Annotated in this window: 12 protein-coding genes and 1 pseudogene; 8 read left to right on the forward strand and 5 right to left on the reverse strand. The window is 49.0% G+C overall.

All coding sequences use genetic code 11. From position 1 onward, the window contains the following. Positions 1-46 precede the first annotated feature (46 nt). On the forward strand, positions 47-541 hold the full coding sequence (tsaE, locus tag AC27K1_RS00170; RefSeq protein WP_487147387.1) for a tRNA (adenosine(37)-N6)-threonylcarbamoyltransferase complex ATPase subunit type 1 TsaE: 495 nt from the start codon (positions 47-49) through the stop codon (positions 539-541). Next, on the forward strand, positions 535-1881 hold the full coding sequence (locus AC27K1_RS00175) for an N-acetylmuramoyl-L-alanine amidase (RefSeq protein ID WP_487147388.1): 1347 nt from the start codon (positions 535-537) through the stop codon (positions 1879-1881). Before tsaE ends, AC27K1_RS00175 begins: the two co-directional genes overlap by 7 nt. A gap of 75 nt (positions 1882-1956) precedes the next feature. On the opposite strand, the gene AC27K1_RS00180 is transcribed toward AC27K1_RS00175, so the two are convergent. Beyond that, the gene (locus AC27K1_RS00180; protein WP_487147389.1) at positions 1957-2595 is read right to left on the reverse strand and encodes a DUF6498-containing protein; all 639 of its coding nucleotides are present in this window, start codon (positions 2593-2595) and stop codon (positions 1957-1959) included. A 375-nt stretch (positions 2596-2970) separates the two neighbouring features. Here AC27K1_RS00180 and AC27K1_RS00185 point away from each other — a divergent pair. Continuing rightward, positions 2971-3138 (forward strand): annotated as a pseudogene (locus tag AC27K1_RS00185) (hypothetical protein); the annotation flags it as partial. A 57-nt stretch (positions 3139-3195) separates the two neighbouring features. Here the strand turns inward: AC27K1_RS00185 and emrD are convergent. Together emrD and AC27K1_RS00195 are read right to left on the reverse strand one after the other, a co-directional pair. After that, positions 3196-4395 carry a multidrug efflux MFS transporter EmrD gene (gene emrD / locus AC27K1_RS00190; protein WP_487147391.1) on the reverse strand — a complete coding sequence of 400 codons (1200 nt, stop codon included), beginning with the start codon at positions 4393-4395 and terminating at the stop codon, positions 3196-3198. Between the two features lie 366 nt (positions 4396-4761). Then, positions 4762-5223, reverse strand: a complete 462-nt coding sequence (locus AC27K1_RS00195) for a hypothetical protein (RefSeq protein ID WP_487147392.1) — start codon at positions 5221-5223, stop codon at positions 4762-4764. Between the two features lie 315 nt (positions 5224-5538). On the opposite strand from AC27K1_RS00195, the gene AC27K1_RS00200 reads away from it, so the two are divergent. After that, positions 5539-6207: an energy-coupling factor ABC transporter permease gene (locus AC27K1_RS00200; protein ID WP_487147394.1), complete on the forward strand. Its 669-nt coding sequence runs from the start codon at positions 5539-5541 to the stop codon at positions 6205-6207. Between the two features lie 96 nt (positions 6208-6303). Next, positions 6304-8217: a DNA mismatch repair endonuclease MutL gene (gene mutL, locus AC27K1_RS00205; protein WP_487147396.1), complete on the forward strand. Its 1914-nt coding sequence runs from the start codon at positions 6304-6306 to the stop codon at positions 8215-8217. Here the strand turns inward: mutL and AC27K1_RS00210 are convergent. Both AC27K1_RS00210 and AC27K1_RS00215 read right to left on the reverse strand, forming a co-directional pair. Next, positions 8214-8885, reverse strand: coding sequence for a metal-dependent hydrolase (locus AC27K1_RS00210; protein WP_487147397.1), 672 nt, complete (start codon positions 8883-8885; stop codon positions 8214-8216). The genes mutL and AC27K1_RS00210 overlap by 4 nt on opposite strands. 409 nt (positions 8886-9294) lie before the next feature. Beyond that, positions 9295-13059: an ankyrin repeat domain-containing protein gene (locus AC27K1_RS00215; RefSeq protein ID WP_487147399.1), complete on the reverse strand. Its 3765-nt coding sequence runs from the start codon at positions 13057-13059 to the stop codon at positions 9295-9297. 246 nt (positions 13060-13305) lie between these two features. On the opposite strand from AC27K1_RS00215, the gene miaA reads away from it, so the two are divergent. The 3 genes from miaA to hflX all read left to right on the forward strand — a co-directional run bounded on the left by miaA (position 13306) and on the right by hflX (position 16264). Beyond that, positions 13306-14262 carry a tRNA (adenosine(37)-N6)-dimethylallyltransferase MiaA gene (miaA, locus tag AC27K1_RS00220; RefSeq protein ID WP_487147401.1) on the forward strand — a complete coding sequence of 319 codons (957 nt, stop codon included), beginning with the start codon at positions 13306-13308 and terminating at the stop codon, positions 14260-14262. A gap of 268 nt (positions 14263-14530) precedes the next feature. After that, on the forward strand, positions 14531-14776 hold the full coding sequence (gene hfq, locus AC27K1_RS00225; protein ID WP_345196773.1) for an RNA chaperone Hfq: 246 nt from the start codon (positions 14531-14533) through the stop codon (positions 14774-14776). A 192-nt stretch (positions 14777-14968) separates the two neighbouring features. Further along, on the forward strand, positions 14969-16264 hold the full coding sequence (gene hflX / locus AC27K1_RS00230; RefSeq protein WP_487147403.1) for a ribosome rescue GTPase HflX: 1296 nt from the start codon (positions 14969-14971) through the stop codon (positions 16262-16264). Positions 16265-16425: the final 161 nt, after the last annotated feature.

Genomic DNA, 16425 nt, shown 5'->3' on the forward strand with positions numbered 1-16425 from the left:
TATCCTTCCCGGTTAAGGTGATGGTATGGGAAGCGTGTCGAATACGATGTCTGAGACAATTCAACTGACTCTTGCCGGTGAAGCTCGCATGGTGGCTTTCGGCCGTCTTTTGGCGGAAGCCTGTCAGGGCCATGGCACTGTCTATCTGCAGGGCAATCTCGGGGCCGGTAAAACAACACTCTGCCGGGGCGTATTGCGAGGCTTCGGTTACGAAGGCGCCGTCAAAAGCCCAACGTATACCCTGGTTGAGCCTTATGAAATGGAACAGGCATCCGTTTACCATTTTGACCTCTACCGCCTGGGAGACCCGGAGGAACTCGATTTTCTGGGCGTTCGGGACTACTTCGACAGTCCTTCCCTTTGCCTGGTTGAATGGCCGGATCGTGGTAAGGGCTTCCTTCCCGCCGCCGATGTTATATTATCTATCGAATACCTTCCGGAGGCGCGGATTGTCACGGTAGACCCGCAGACCGGACATGGGCGGACTATCTGTAAAGCGATAGCGGACGGACAGGGAATGTTGGCGGAGGAGGTATGCTAGGACGTCTGGCAAACACAAGCCTGATTGTCTTGCTGTTGTTGGTGGCGGGTATAGCCAATGCCGCCAACATCGAGGGTGCTCGCTTGTGGCGCTCACCGGAAAAAACACGGCTGGTGTTTGATCTCACCGGTTCCGTTAATCACAAGATCTTTTCTCTCAGCAATCCGAGCCGCCTTGTCATTGATGTGGATGGTTCCTCCCTGAAGCAGTCACTTTCAAGCCTGACACTCACGAATACCCCTATCCGCAAGGTGCGATGGGCAAAACGCAACAATAACGATGTGCGTATCGTTCTGGATCTGAATGAAGCCGTCAGCCCGAGAAGTTTTCTCCTGACGCCAAACTCGACTTATGGACACCGCCTGGTGGTAGACCTGTTCGACAGGGGCAAGGCCGGAACCAAACCGGCAGTGCCGGCAAAGTCTGCTCCGGCGCCGGTCCAGGGACGGGATATTATTGTTGCCATTGATGCCGGCCATGGCGGAGAAGACCCCGGCGCCATTGGCCATGGCAAGGCCAGGGAGAAAGAAGTCACACTGGCCATCGCCAAAGAGGTGGCGGCACTGTTCAACCGGGAAAAAGGCTTCAAGGCCAAGCTGACCCGAACCGGTGACTATTATATTTCCCTGCGGGAACGAACCAGAATTGCACGGGACAGCGGGGCTGACCTGTTTGTTTCCATCCACGCCGATGCGTTTGTGCAGCCCCGTGCACGTGGTATGTCGGTGTTTACCCTGTCCAAGCGGGGCGCGTCTTCGGAAACAGCGCGCTGGCTGGCCAACAAGGAAAACAATTCCGACCTGATCGGCGGAGAGGAAGGCGTCAGCCTCGGCGACAAGGACGGGTTGCTGGCCAGTGTCCTGCTGGATCTCTCCATGACCGATACCCAGACACGCAGTATCAAGGCAGGCAAGATGGTGCTCAGCGAATTGGGCAGGCAGAACCGTCTGCATAAGAAGCAGGTTGAGCAGGCCGCGTTTGTGGTACTGAAATCACCGGATATCCCCTCCATGCTGGTGGAAACCGGGTTTATCACCAATCCGGAAGATGCCCGTAAGCTGAAATCCCAGACACACCGCAAGCGGATTGCACGATCCATTTACACCGGTATTCGCAGCTTCTTCCACCATCAGCCGCCACTGGGAACCCTGATTGCGCAGCAGAAAAGCAAAGGAGCGCTGGTGGCATCGTCCAGGCCACGTAAGCACCGGGTGAAATCCGGTGATACATTGTCGGACATTGCGACCCAATACAATGTATCCATGTCAGGCCTGAGACGGGTCAATGGTATCAAGACGGCTGACCATATCCAGGTTGGGCAATTGCTGGAAATTCCCTGATTATCGAGAGTGATATACCGTGTTTCCCTTTGGGATTGTTTTTCCAGGGAGAAACACGGTAGTCCTTTTGGGAAGTTATGTCTGGACGTCTTCGCTTTTAGTGACTTTATTCTGTTGGTAATTATCAACAATCAGGTCATTAATGATTTTCATGGTTAAAAGGGTCACCATAAAGAAATTATTGATAAACTCGACTTCCTGTCCTGGTGTGATGAAGCTCTCAAGCATTGCACAGCTGGACACTTTGCATTCTTCCAGTTTCCCTATCACAAAGAAAAATGCCAGCAAAAAGCCAATAATTCGCGTCCATGGCACAAGTCCAATCGTGAATACTTTAACGATGGGTTGGTTTCCGGGATCTGCATTCCTGATGGCGCTGAGTTGATGCCAAACCAACGCCGCAATGGCAATCCATAACCACAATAACTCAGCCTGGCTCTCTGCTGACACGTAAAAGATGAGAGATAAAAAGAATATAATCACTGCACCCGTGCCAAAATGGAGCAGAAAAAAACACACGCCGAACGCTTTCAGGAAACCGGCGCCATTGCAGTCAACAGGCAATCGACAGATAGCAATACTCCCAAATACCAGGATGAATAGCGTTTCAATACCATAGAGAAGGATCAGGTCGGCACTCTGCCAGTCCAGAAATAGAATGCCAAAGATAGGAAGGCTATTAAGAATCAAGGTATTAAAAATAGCAGACTGCATAATACGACATTTCTAATTAATGAATAGAGTTTCTGTCATGGTTAAATCGGCTGTATTTTTTATAGCTGGAATAACGGGACGCCTGGCGCTCGATTAATCTTCATTTTCCCAGGTTATTGCCCAGAGTTGTCACGATGGCGTCATATTACTGTCATTGCAACGACATCTTTCATCACAAAGTTATACCAATCGCTTTTTCCAGCTACGGTTTAATCCTCTTTTGCCTGTTCTGCATTGCTTGCAGAAATTGGCAGGTTTCCTTTGTCGGTTGGTTTCCGAAGGAAGCCGACGTTGTCTGCTGACCAGGCCGGTTTACAAAGGCCATATTGTCATGCCGAACCGGGCCTTGTCCGGTACCGGTTTCCTGGATATCTCATGTACCTGTTCGTGAATGCGATGACAACGGTATCAGCGGTGGTCTTCCTGTACGGGCCGGATACCATGCTGGCCTCGGTGGCCGTCATGATTATGCTGACATCTTTGGTGGTGCAGGCGCTGCACTGGCTATTCAGCCGAAAGTTGCTGCTACAGACCCAGTCCTGACGGAAACATTGCATGAAGATAGCCTTGCCTATTGGCAAGGCTATCGTGATCGAACGCTTAACCGCCGGCAGCCATAGGGAGGTTGTTGTCGGAACTTCGCAGTCTCAGCAGGTACACGGACGTTACCATCAGGCTCAGGACCAGCAGGATAATGCCCAGCGGTACCTGGTTGTGCATCGGCACCATTGAGGCCGCCAGGGTAACCAGTCCCGCCCCCAGGTTCTGCAGACCGCCCAACACCGCGCCGGCGACACCCGCCATGGTCGGGAAGGGTTCAATCGCACCGGTTGTAGCAGTTGGGAAAACGATGCCTGTACCCATGAAATAAAGAAAACCGGGAATCAGCAGGGCAACCGCGCTGATATGACCAAACAGCCCCGGCAATAACAGACCAACAGCACCGGCCAGCAGTAACAGAATGCCACGTAGCATGACCTGACTCATATTGAGTCGGTCCGCCAGTTTGCCCGCCAGCCAGGAACCCAGCAGGTAACCCGGAATCGGGACAATAAACAACAGTGACGTTGTTCTGGCATCGTAGCCGAGAACATTGCCAAACAGGACGCCGGAGGCGGCTTCAAACACGGCAATACCGGCAAAGGTCGCAATCAGGCACAGGATGAAACCCTGGAATTGCTCATGCCCAAGGACGATCCTGTAACTGCGGATAACCCCGGTACGGGCAGGTTGCTTCGGGCAGGTTTCCCGGAACATCACTGCGACCGCAATCCAGACTGCAGCGCCGAACAGTGTGAGAAATACAAAGTTTGCTTTCCAGTCCCAGCTTTCGGTCAGCCAACCACCGAGCAGTGGTGCAACCAGCGGTGTAAAGATAAGACCCATACTCACGTAGCTGTTCGCCATCTGAAGGTCGCGGCCGGAATACAGATCACGCATAACGGTACGTGCCATGACGCCACCGGTGCCAGTGCCCATGCCCTGGATAAAACTGGCGGCGAGCAGGAACTCAAACCGGCTCGACATGACGGCCATGATCGAACCTGCCAGAAAGACAATCAGTCCCATCAACATAACGGGTTTACGGCCCAGGCGATCAGACAACGGCCCATAAATAAACTGCGACAGCCCGTAAGGAATCAAATAGAACGCCATAACCGCCTGTACCTGCGATGGAAGCACCTGCAGGTCATTGGCCATCATGGGCAGTGCCGGTACATAGATCGTATTGGTCATCTGCCCGACAGCGGTGATGAGCAGTATGACCAACAGCACTTCAAAAAAGCTCTGTTTTTTCATGGCAATTTGGCAATGTCTGATTTGAGCCGATCATAACGACGTATACACGACCGCCAGCCTTGATTGGGGCTGGTATTGATCGTGTCTGGTTCGGAATATCGGTTGGTATGATTCGATCCGCCGCAGGCAATGGCTGACAACGGTATTTTACCTGTGCGGGCAGGTTATCAAGTCACTTCTAATCGGAGTAATGAGTATTTATGACTACTTTGAATTATTTGGTGAGTATTCTGTTTCCGGTTTTTTATTGCAGTGATTAATGCTATTTAATATTCGTATTCTGGTGTTTTGTACTGCTTGTTGGACGAGCTAACCAATAAGCTGAATTACAGGTTTGAATGCCTGGTTTATGCGCAAAAAAGAGTCTCAACGACAGATGCCGGTTTCACGTAATTTCTGCAGTGTTTTAGATGCATCATTAAAGAAATAGACGGTTTCTGCCGCATTCTTGTCAATCATGATGAGGTAGTGGCTGCCTTCCTGTTTGATGCTGCAACGTGCTGGCTCAATGTCCCATGAATTCATATGGGCTGTTAGTTTATTGACTGTTTTCAGAGCATCGCTGAAGAAATAGCAGGTTTCGGCGATCTCATTGTCCATCAATACCAGGTAGTGGGATCCCTCCTGGCGAATGGAAAAACGATTACGCTCATTAAGATCATCAGCATTGCAGTAAATGGTGGTTGTTTGTATCTGGTTGCCATGGACTTCATCCAGTGAAAGGCTGCCTCCGGGTGGCAGGATGACGAGGTTAGCGTTCACGTTGCCAGTGAGAGAAAAAACTAAAACAAGCAATAGCGTTTCTGGCCGTAAAAGACGGAATATCATAAGGCTCACCTCCTTTCCGGGGTAATGAACGTGACCCGTTTTTTACGCTAAAAACGGTGCTCTAATGTTCTTAAGGCAGATTGCCCTTGTTGAGACAACAAGATAGTGGGTCTATCTGGTTAGTGAGCTATTTCCTTAAAAAATTCATGACAGCCCGGTCAGGCATAGTAACGTTATGATGATTCATGCTGTCTGGTGTGGCATGGCGTTGGGTTGATGGGCTGATAGAGTGCTGCATCAAAACGAGAATGCTGTCAGGAGAATGACCGTTGTATGCCTGTAGGATGGTTGTAGAGACCATTAAATGGATTAAACATGCTGGTTGATGAAACGCTGATTCCAGGGAGCCTGGCTTACGGTGCCATGATGCCTGTCGTGGCTGCTTTGTTGCTGGCTCTCAGGTTTGCTCCATGGCGCGCACTGCAGGCAAAAGCATCAAGACAACACTGTCTTTATGCCGCCATGCTGTTATTGCTCGGGTGTTGGATACTGGGTGTCAGATTATCGGGGTCGGGCATTACCATTCACATGTTGGGGATCACGGCGGTTGTTGTGCTGTTTGGCTGGAGTCTTGCGGTGATTGCCGGAAGTATTGCCCAGTTCGGTCTGCTATTGCTGGGGTTGTCTGATGGGTATGTACAGGGCGTTAACCTGTTGTTAATTGTCATTCTGCCGGCAACCATCAGTCGTCTGATACTCTGGATCATTGATCAACTGCCGTCTGCGAATCTGTATGCCTACATGTTAGGCGGTGGTTTTATCGGTGCGATCTTGTCGGTTATCGTCAGTGCCACCGTGTTGATCGGATTGTCATTCTGGCCGGGCGCCGAATTACTGCATACCTCATTGGCAAATATAACCCCATACCTTTTTATGCTGGCTTTCCCTGAAGGATTCCTGAATGGCACTGTAGTAACAGCTGCTACCGTATTTGCGCCTGATATTGTGCGAACCTTCAATGAGGACAAATACCTCGGGCGCTGAACGGTCAGGAAATTTTCCGGCTTGCGCTACGACTCCCGCCATCAGTGGTGCATAATGTTGGGCTGAATTCATAGAGTGCTTCCGTTGCCGAGTATCATGCGCAGAATCCATTTGTTAAGCCCCCGCCTGGCCAACCAGATCGCCGCCGGTGAGGTGGTGGAGCGTCCGGCCTCCGTGGTTAAGGAATTGCTGGAGAACAGCCTGGATGCAGGGGCTGACCGTCTGGAAGTGGATGTGGAAGCCGGTGGTGTTAAACAAATCAAGATTCGCGACAACGGTCACGGTATTCCCCAGGATGATCTGGCGCTTGCGCTAAGTCGACATGCGACCAGCAAGATCAGCGCACTGGAAGACCTGGAAGCCGTAGGAACGTTGGGGTTCCGAGGGGAAGCACTTGCCAGTATCAGTTCCGTGGCTCGTTTGACCCTGACATCCAGTGTTGAAGGGCAGGAATCCGGCTGGCAGGTGTTTGCCGAAGGCCGTGACATGGAAACGATCCAGAAGCCTGCGCCGCATCCGGTAGGTACTACCGTTGAAGTCCGTGACCTGTTTTTTAATACGCCGGCGCGACGTAAGTTTTTGCGTACTGAAAAAACGGAGTTCAGCCATCTGGAGGAAGTCATACGCCGGTTGGCGCTGAGCCGCTACGATGTCGGGTTCACCCTGCGCCATAACCAGCGTGTGATTCACCAGCTACGACCGGCGAAAACCCAGGCAGAAAAAGAACGGCGCGTTGCCAGTATTTTCGGGGCAAAGTTTATCGAGAATGCTGTGGCGGTCGATATTGAAGCCTCGGGCCTGCGTCTCTGGGGATGGGTAGGCCTGCCGACGTTTTCCCGTGCTCAGGCCGATCTGCAGTATTTTTACGTCAATGGTCGTACGGTTAAGGATAAGCTGGTCGCCCATGCCGTACGACAGGCGTATCGTGATGTGTTGTACGGCGGTCGTCATCCGGTGTTTGTTCTCTTTCTGGAACTGGATCCGGCGCAGGTCGATGTCAACGTCCATCCCACAAAACATGAAGTGCGTTTCCGTGATGGGCGTATGGTGCATAACTTCCTTTACAGCACGCTTAACCGGGTGCTGGCGGAAGTGCGTCCGGAAGATCAGTTGCCTCCGGTTGTGCAGTCCCCGTCGGCAACGATCAGTGGGATTGATGCCGGTGAATTCAGTGGACAGGAACGGATGGTGTTGCAGCAACCGTCTTCTGGTGCCTCTTCTTTTGCTTCGTCTTCGTTGTCTGCTGGTGGAAGTGCTTCGCCTGCGCGCCAGAGTTACAGCTTTTCAGCAGAGCGTAAACCTGAATCGATGCCGGTGCGTGAGCAATTGAATGCCTACCGTAATCTGCATGAGCCTGCTGAAGCATCCAGTGATCCCGTGATTGGACAAACTTCAGTTTCACTGCCTGCTGGTGATGATGAGGATATTCCGCCGTTAGGGTTTGCTGTTGCCCAGCTGAAAGGTATTTATATCCTTTCTGAGAACCAGCATGGTCTGGTACTGGTAGACATGCATGCTGCCCATGAACGCATCACCTATGAGCGTATGAAAACGGCCTGGCATGAGCAGGGAATTAAAACACAGCCGTTGCTGGTGCCGGATTCGCTGGCCGTCAGCAGTCGGGAAGCGGATGCCGCGGAAGAGCATGACGAACAGATTCGTCGTCTCGGTTTTGTGCTTGAGCGTATGGGGCCTGAAACATTGGTCGTGCGACAGATACCTGCATTGTTGCGCGGTGCTGATGTCGAAAAGCTGGTGCGTGATGTGATTGCAGACTTCACTGCGCATGGTTCCAGTGATCGGATCGATGCCCATATCAATGAGTTGCTGGCGACAATGGCCTGCCATGGTTCTGTACGGGCAAATCGTCGTCTAACGGTGCCGGAAATGAATGCACTGCTACGGGATATGGAACATACAGAACGCAGTGGCCAGTGCAACCATGGGCGCCCGACCTGGACGCAACTCTCTCTGGATGAACTGGACAAACTGTTTCTGCGTGGACGCTAAAGTGGAATCGCTTTGAACGTGGCCAGACTGGCTTTCAGCACGGCAAGTGGTGGAAGCCATGCTGTCAGTACTGCACAGAATAACAATAAAACACCCGAGACAATGGGCTGACTGATTGGGATCGGTTTACAGGCGGATCCGAAAGAACGTTTGAATCGGGTGCCGGAAATATCAAACGCGTAGATCTCATCCAGCAGTAGATGAATCAGGAAACCAATTCCCAGAAAAATGCCCAGTAGCCAGGCAAAGGTGGCGCTGACACCGATCACATGCCAGGCGATATCCGTCACCAGTAAACTGAGCGTCAGCCCTGTTAACAGCGAATGCCAACTGCCGCGGTGTACCGTGAATTGTTTAAATAGCGGTAATGCGAGCCAGCGCAGGCAGAGATAGACGCCTGCGATGATCAACCAGACCTGTGTCAAAGGTTGGGTGTGACTGAGACGCATAATAATCACCACCGTCAACAGCAGGGCAATACAGTTAAACACCACTTTCAGGGACGAGGAATTATCAGCATCGACATCTGGCAGAAGGCCACCAAGGGTGCCTGTAAGCCAGAGCACCATGCCTTCACTGGTTGTCGATACCCCGGCCGCTATCGTTGCACTGGCGAGTAAACCACTGCCAATGCCGGCAAGACTGAGGTGTGTATTGAAGTTGGCCATGGCCTCTCCTGTTGAAATGGGAGGCGATTTTAGAGGACCGTTGAGGAGAAACAACAGGACAATCATATTTTATTTAAGAGACGTGGGTTTTAAAGAAACCCACGAATATGACCTTTATAGTTATTGATGTGCGCCAGTAGTATGCCAAAGCTCAAGATTTCTTAGAGCCAGAGAGAATATGGTTTTGGTCTGACTCTGTTTTTGCAAAGGGGTGGTGTAAACATCCCTTTTTTAGTGGCACCTTAAATTAGAGTTTTCCGGCTGCACGGATTTAGCCAGATATTCCCATGGCGTCAAATCACTCAGGGAGCTGTGCGGAGGTTAGGGGCTATACGCTTTACCGGTAGTGAGCGTCATTTCTCCATACTATTTTTGGCATCGTTGTTTTTTTGTCCCGTACAAAGGGTGACTACTTTTTCGTGGGTCCTGTATCTGTGGTTGTATCTTTTTTGGCTTCAGTTTTAAGTGGCTGCTCAGCGGCTGGTCGGCTTGTGTCTTTAAGTTCCAGCATTCTGCATATTCTTTTCCATTGATCCGCTGAGATATACGTTTTTTCATCAAAACAGATGTGGGCGCACTCGGCTATTGTTCTACCTTTTTTTGTTTTGATAGTAAGATCCAGTCCATACGGTTTAAGACTGTTGATCATTCTTTCAGCCAGATAAATATAAGTATCAATATTGTTTTGGTTTTTATTAATGTCGCTTGATAAGCGATCTATTATAAGATGAATAGGGGTGAGTAATTCATCCCCATCTTGTTTTGGTAGTTTTGTATCAATCGCTTCTGTTTTTACTCCCTTTTCATCTTTTATTTTTTCATATATTTTACAGAAATCTTCAGTGAGGTCGGCGCTGAGTGTTTCGCAAAGGTAATGTATGGGGGCACTTTCTTCGAATGAGGTTACATTAATGTCTGCACCGTGTAATAATAAAATTTCTATAATGTCTCTGTGACCTATTATAAATGCAAGCAGTATCGGTGTTAGAGAGCAAGGGGCGTTGTAACTTAATATTTCTTGCCCTGGACACTGGGAAATTTGGTTTGGGTCAGCCCCCTTCTTTAGTAGAAGGGGGATGGCTTCGAGCAGTGCTTTACTTTGCCCAGTATGCGCCACCGTTAAAAAATGGATACAATAGATCGTATACATAAGTGGAGTGATGGTGACTTCGCACCCGGATAAAAAGACAGTTGCAGTTTTATTAATGTCCACTCCTTTATTAATGAATAAATCAAGATCGCTTTCTTTAAGTCCTTTCTCGCTAGTGATCACTGCGAACAAGGGCGGTAGCCAATATTCTGTTTCAACCGGTGCATGCAAATGCTTTTTGCTTAACCGTTTAATGGCAGCATGTGTTTCTCCTCTTTTTAGTTTTTTTGCGAATGTGATACTGTCTTGATGTAATGTTACTTCCCGGGTTTTTTTGGATGTTGTTCTTTCTGTCTCTAACACTGATGGTGTTTGTCGTTGCTGTTGAATAAACGTCGTAGTGGAGAAGGTTAGTTTAGTGGCTGATTTTTTTTCGGATGTGTATGTTTCTGGTTTAAATAGTAATTGAAGTTGTTGCGTTTGATGCTCTTTCAGTTGAAGTTCAGGACTTTCGATTTTATATTGCATCAGTTGAGAGGCTGTTTTGCCATCTTGTGCGTGTGTGTCGAAATTTATGCCGTAGCGATGAAGGGTGCCAATAATATTCCAGCTGTCGATAAATAGTTTTTCAAATGATTCGTTGTTTTTTAATTCTCTAGATATGGAGTCGACCAGAATGTGTAGCGCTGTAGGTGCGTTCTCATCCATTGTCGATACCTGATTGACGTTTATTTTATTTGGATCAGGATGTTCTTCAAACAGCATTTTAATAGTGTCTGCTTCCAGCCTATGGCACAAAGCAAGCAATGGATAGATGCCGGTAGATGATACTTCATTAGGATTTGCGCCTGCTTTGAGCAATGGCCCCATCAGTGTTTTTATGGTTCTTTCTCCTATTAATATTGCCAGCGTTAAAGGTGGTAATTCAAACTTCAAGATCTGTTTGCTCATCTCTGGCTCCAAAAAATTGAATGTAGAACCGCTTGTTGGACATTCTGATTTTACATTGGGTGAGGCGTTAGCGAAAAGGAGGTTTATGATCGCGTTTATAAGATTACGATACTTATCATCATCTTTGTAGGTCAAATCCGTAGTGCAAAAAATTGCAAACATTAGTGGAGTTATCAAAACCTTCTGCCCCTCAAGAGTTATTGGAGTTGGGGTGTCTAGATTTACTCCTTTTAATTTTAAAGCGTCTAAGTTTTTTTTGGTTAAATCGGCTGGTTTGTTTTTTATCAAATAAAATAGTGGTGGTAGCTCTGGCTCGTTGCCATCATCCACTGGCTTGTTTATATCATTTTGTTTCAGGGTTTTAATGGCCTTGAGCACGTTGTTTTGGGCTAAGTGATACCTGAAGGCGCCTTTGCTTGGATTCTCTGGTGCAGTTGATTGCACCTTTTCTTCTAGTAATTTTTTTTGGGCGGGCACTTCGCTGACACCGAGTGTACCAGGTGGTAGCCAAGGTATAATCTCTTCTGGTATCGGTTTTGATTTTGGTTTTTGAGGTGTTTGTTTGGTCTTTTTTCTCACCACAGGTTGTTCTTCTTCTTTCATATGGATTTCAGAATGAACAGGGAGAGGCTCATTTGTGGACATGGGGAGAGCGGTTATATCTACGTCTGAGGAGGCTTTGGTTTTCGGTATTTCTTCTGTGATACTCTCTTTTTGGGTATTGCTGTCTGGCATCGCAGAGGTTGTTTTTTCTTTAATGGTAATAACTGTTGTCTCTGGCGGTAATGAAGGCTGACTTCCTCTATCTCCAGCAGCAATGTGTGAAAAAGTTTGTACTCTGGCGGCGGTATGGTGCAGTTCAGTACTCGTTTGTGTTTCGTTATCACGAGTGACGGCTGGTCTGTTTAGCAGATTGAGGAATAGCTGTTCGTCTGCATGCATCTGTAGTATGTGTCCACGGGTTTTGTAGAGTTCTAGTAACGCGGTATAAGAGTCAGTGTCACCGCTTTCTTTCATGTTTTTCAAGACACAGAGTGTTGGATGAACGACTTTTTTATACTCGGTTGATGGTATCAGTTCAATAAACTTGTCGGCTATGGCCAGCAAGCCAGTAAGCCAATCTTCCTGTGTATGCTCAGGCCTTAATGCCTCGGTGATCAATTTCGTGATCTGGTCTGTTATCTGGATAATGGACTCTACTGACGGGGATTTACAACGTACAACCTTTAATGCGTCTTTGTTAAGTTCTACTATTTTTTGGTGAATAGAATCAGGCAGTTCCAAGTGGTAGGTGTTCATGAATTCCAAAAGCACTTCATCTGTTAACGCTGCCGCAGTGATTTCCTTAATAAAGGTGTCATGTATTTTGCTATCGAGCATAGGGGGTGCTGATGCATCTGTTGTATCTGGCGGTAATGAAGGCTGACTTTCTCTATCTCCAACAGCTATGTGTGAAAAAGTTTGTGCTCTGGCGGCGGTATGGGGCAGTTCAGCACTCGTTTGTGTTCCGTTATCACGAGTGGCTGCTGGTATGTTTAACAGATTGAGGAATAGCTGTTGGTCAGCATGCATCTGTAGTAAGTCTCCACGGGTTTTGTAGAGTTCTACTAACGCGGCAGAAGAATCTATGTCACCTTTTTCTATCATGTATTTCAGGAGACAGAGTGTTGGATGAACGACTTTTGTATTTTCGGGTGATGGTATGAGTTCAATAAACTTGTCGGTTATGGCCAGAAAGCCAGTAAGCCAATCTTCTTGTGCATGCTCAGGCCTTAATGCCTCGGTGATCGATTTCGTGATCTGGTCTGTTATCTGGACAATGGACTCTACTGACGGGGATTTACAGCGTACAACCTTTAATGCGTCTTTATTAAGTTCTACTATTTTTTGGTGAATAGAATCAGGCAGTTCCAAGTGGTAGGCGTCCATAAATCCCAAAAGCACCTCATCTGTTAGCACTGCCTCAGTGATTTCCTTAATAAAGGTGTCATGTATTTTTCTATCTAAAAGATATTTCTGAGGGGCTTTTTTGGGGGCTGTACTGGTGTAAAGGATTCCTGCTTGTTCCTGATATTGTTTTTTTGGTGTTTTTTCAGGTCTTATATCCTGCTGTCCCGTGCTTATCTTGTCCATATTTATCCTTGAATTAATCGTTAACATTACTGCATGCTTTCATAATATAAAGATCATATGATCGAATAAATGACAAAAACGGCAGTATTTATTACAAAAGTTTGTGGGTTGTTTGTTATGGGGGAGCGTTTTTTTAATGTGATGCTTTATAGTGTTTTTCTGGATTTTTTTGGGTGTAGGGCGACGTTTTTTTATTTATACTGCCAGCTGTTTTTGTAAGTTCGGCATATATGCTGTTTATTGTTCATGATTAAACGTTGTAAACCTTTCGCCATCTTCCTCATGGGGCCAACCGCTTCCGGGAAAACGGATCTGGCGGTATCGCTCGCGCAACAGCTGCCTTGTGACATCATCAGCGTTGACTCCGCCCTGGTGTATCGCGGAATGGATATCGGGTCTGCCAAGCCGGATGCCGAATTGTTAGCCAAGGCACCTCATCGGCTGATAGATATTCGTGATCCGTCCGAGCCGTATTCTGCCGCAGAGTTCCGCCAGGATGCGTTGAGAGAGATCGAAGAGATTACCGGGCGAGGGCGTATTCCGTTGTTGGTCGGCGGCACGATGTTGTATTTCAAAACCTTGCGGGATGGTTTGGCGGAGTTGCCGGGGGCGGATGAACAGGTTCGTCAGGATATTTATGCACAGGCAGAACGCAAGGGCTGGCCTGCTGTGCATGCGAGGCTGGCAGAGGTTGATCCTGTCTCGGCGGCAAGGATTCACCCGACAGATCCGCAACGGTTGTCCCGTGCACTGGAAGTGTATCTGGTCAGTGGCCGGACGATGACAGAGCTGCGTGCCGAGCAGGCTGATAATAAGGAGACGCATGAAGGTTTCCCCTATCGCCTGGTCAATCTGGCGGTTGCCCCTGAAGAACGCAAGGTTTTACATGAACGGATAGCGCTGCGTTTTCACCAGATGCTTGAACAGGGCTTTATGGAAGAAGTGCAGCATTTATATGCCCGCGGTGACCTGGACAGCAAGCTGCCAGCGATTCGCTCTGTCGGCTACCGGCAGGCATGGGAGCATCTGGCAGGGGAACTAACATTCGAAGAGATGGTCGAACGTAGTGTGATCGCAACACGGCAACTGGCCAAACGTCAGCTGACCTGGTTGCGGAGCTGGCCTGATCTTCATTGGCTCGACAGCCTGTCACCGAATCTGGTGGATGACGCCTTGAAAGTCATCACCCCTAACCTCACATAGAGGATAAGGTTTTTTCGGAAGGTTGATCAGCTGAAGGGCTGGCAGCTTACGTGCTATTGGATGTCCTCTGCAAGGTAGCCATGCAGTAGCTAGTATTACTTATTGTACGTATAAGGTGCCTGACCTAAGGTTGCTCGACCCTTGCAGACTGTATGTAGCGTAATCAATTTCCTGTCTGAACAGGAAGAACATGCTACTCTAGGTATACAGTCTTACCGGACTAGAGCACAGGCTTTAAATAATTCGATAAATAAGAAGGAGTACGGAAATGTCAAAAGGGCATTCCCTACAAGACCCTTACCTCAACGTTCTTCGCAAAGAGCGAGTACCCGTATCCATTTACCTGGTTAACGGCATCAAGTTGCAGGGTCAGATTGAGTCTTTCGATCAGTTCGTTATCCTGCTGAAGAACACTGTCAGCCAGATGGTCTACAAGCACGCAGTTTCCACTGTGGTTCCCGGTCGTCCCGTTCGTCTGCCCATGCAGGAACCCGGACAAGACGTTCAGGACTGAATCCTGAGGTCTGGTGCTCTCTGAATCTCGAGCTGTTTCCAACCAATCGCCCGGGCGAGTTCCGTACCTCTCCTAACAGGATTTACAAAAAACCGGATACCGTTTCTTACGGTATCCGGTTTTTTGTTGTTGCCGAGTACCGGTCAGTGCGTGCATATTGCGCCTACCCATTGATTAATCAGGAGCTGTAGTTTGTTTTTCGAGCGCCATGAAGGTGGTGAAAAAGCGGTCCTGGTGCACCCTGAATGCTACAACGACCAGGACAGGGAAGATCCTTCCGAATTTCGTGAACTGGTGCGTTCCTCCGGTGTTGAAGAAGCCGCATTTTTAACGGTACCGGGTGGTAACATCAGCCCCCGCTATTTTGTCGGTATCGGTAAACTGGAAGAGATCCGTCAGTATGTGATTGCGACTGAGGCGGATGTTGTCCTGTTTAACCACGCACTGAGTCCCAGCCAGGAACGTAACCTGGAGCGTGAGCTGAAATGTCGGGTGGTTGACCGGACAGGGCTTATCCTCGATATCTTTGCCCAGCGGGCCCGCACCCATGAAGGTAAGTTGCAGGTCGAACTGGCACAGCTGGAACACATGAGTACCCGGTTGGTACGTGGATGGACTCACCTGGAACGTCAGAAAGGTGGGATAGGTCTGCGTGGACCCGGTGAAACCCAGCTGGAATCGGATCGGCGATTGCTGCGGGCTCGAATCAAATCGATTCATCGCCGACTGGAGAAGGTAAAGAGTCAGCGGGATCAAAGCCGGCGTTCCCGTAAGCGGGCAGAGATACCTTTGGTGTCACTGGTGGGTTATACCAACGCGGGCAAGTCGACACTCTTTAATGTGCTGACCGCATCCGATGTCTATGCTGCGGATCAGCTGTTTGCCACCCTTGATCCAACACTGCGTAAGATTCAGATGGCGGATTTTGGTTCTGTCATTCTGGCCGATACGGTAGGTTTTATACGTCATTTGCCTCATAAATTGGTGCAGGCTTTCCGGGCAACTCTGGAAGAATCAGCCGGTGCTGATCTGCTGCTGCACGTGATCGACAGTCATGATCCGGAGCGGCAGGAGAACATGGATCAGGTGTCTCTGGTGCTGGAAGAAATTGGTGCCCATGAACTGCCACGTCTGGATGTCTACAACAAAATTGACCTGATGCCGGGCGTTGAACCTCACATTGACCGGGATGAACAGGGGCGACCGCGTCGTGTCTGGATCTCTGCGATGAATGGGCAGGGATTGGAGTTGGTGCACCAGGCCGTTGCTGAACTCTTAGCCGGTGATATTGTTCATGACTGTGTTCCACTGGGTTTTGGTAATGGGCGGTTACGTGCGCGCTTGTATGCCATGGGCGTGGTTCAGTCCGAGTCGTATGATGACAACGGACAGCCATTGCTGGAGATACGAATGCCCCGTGACGAGTTGGTTCGGCTGCTCAACCAGGAAGGGCTGGATGCCTCAGCCTACGTCCTTGAGCAGGATTAATTCGGCCTGATGGCATTGGTAATACGGTACAAAGTGTTATAGTGATGCCTTATCGGTAAGTACCTATTTGTGTCCGGTCTTCTGCTATTCTGGTGCTCGCTGACCGCGCATGGTTGCTTCCGGTATCCGTGAAACTCTACAATCTGCGTTATTGGCAATCA

The sequence above is a fragment of the Kistimonas ophiarachnellae genome (genome assembly GCF_057552235.1).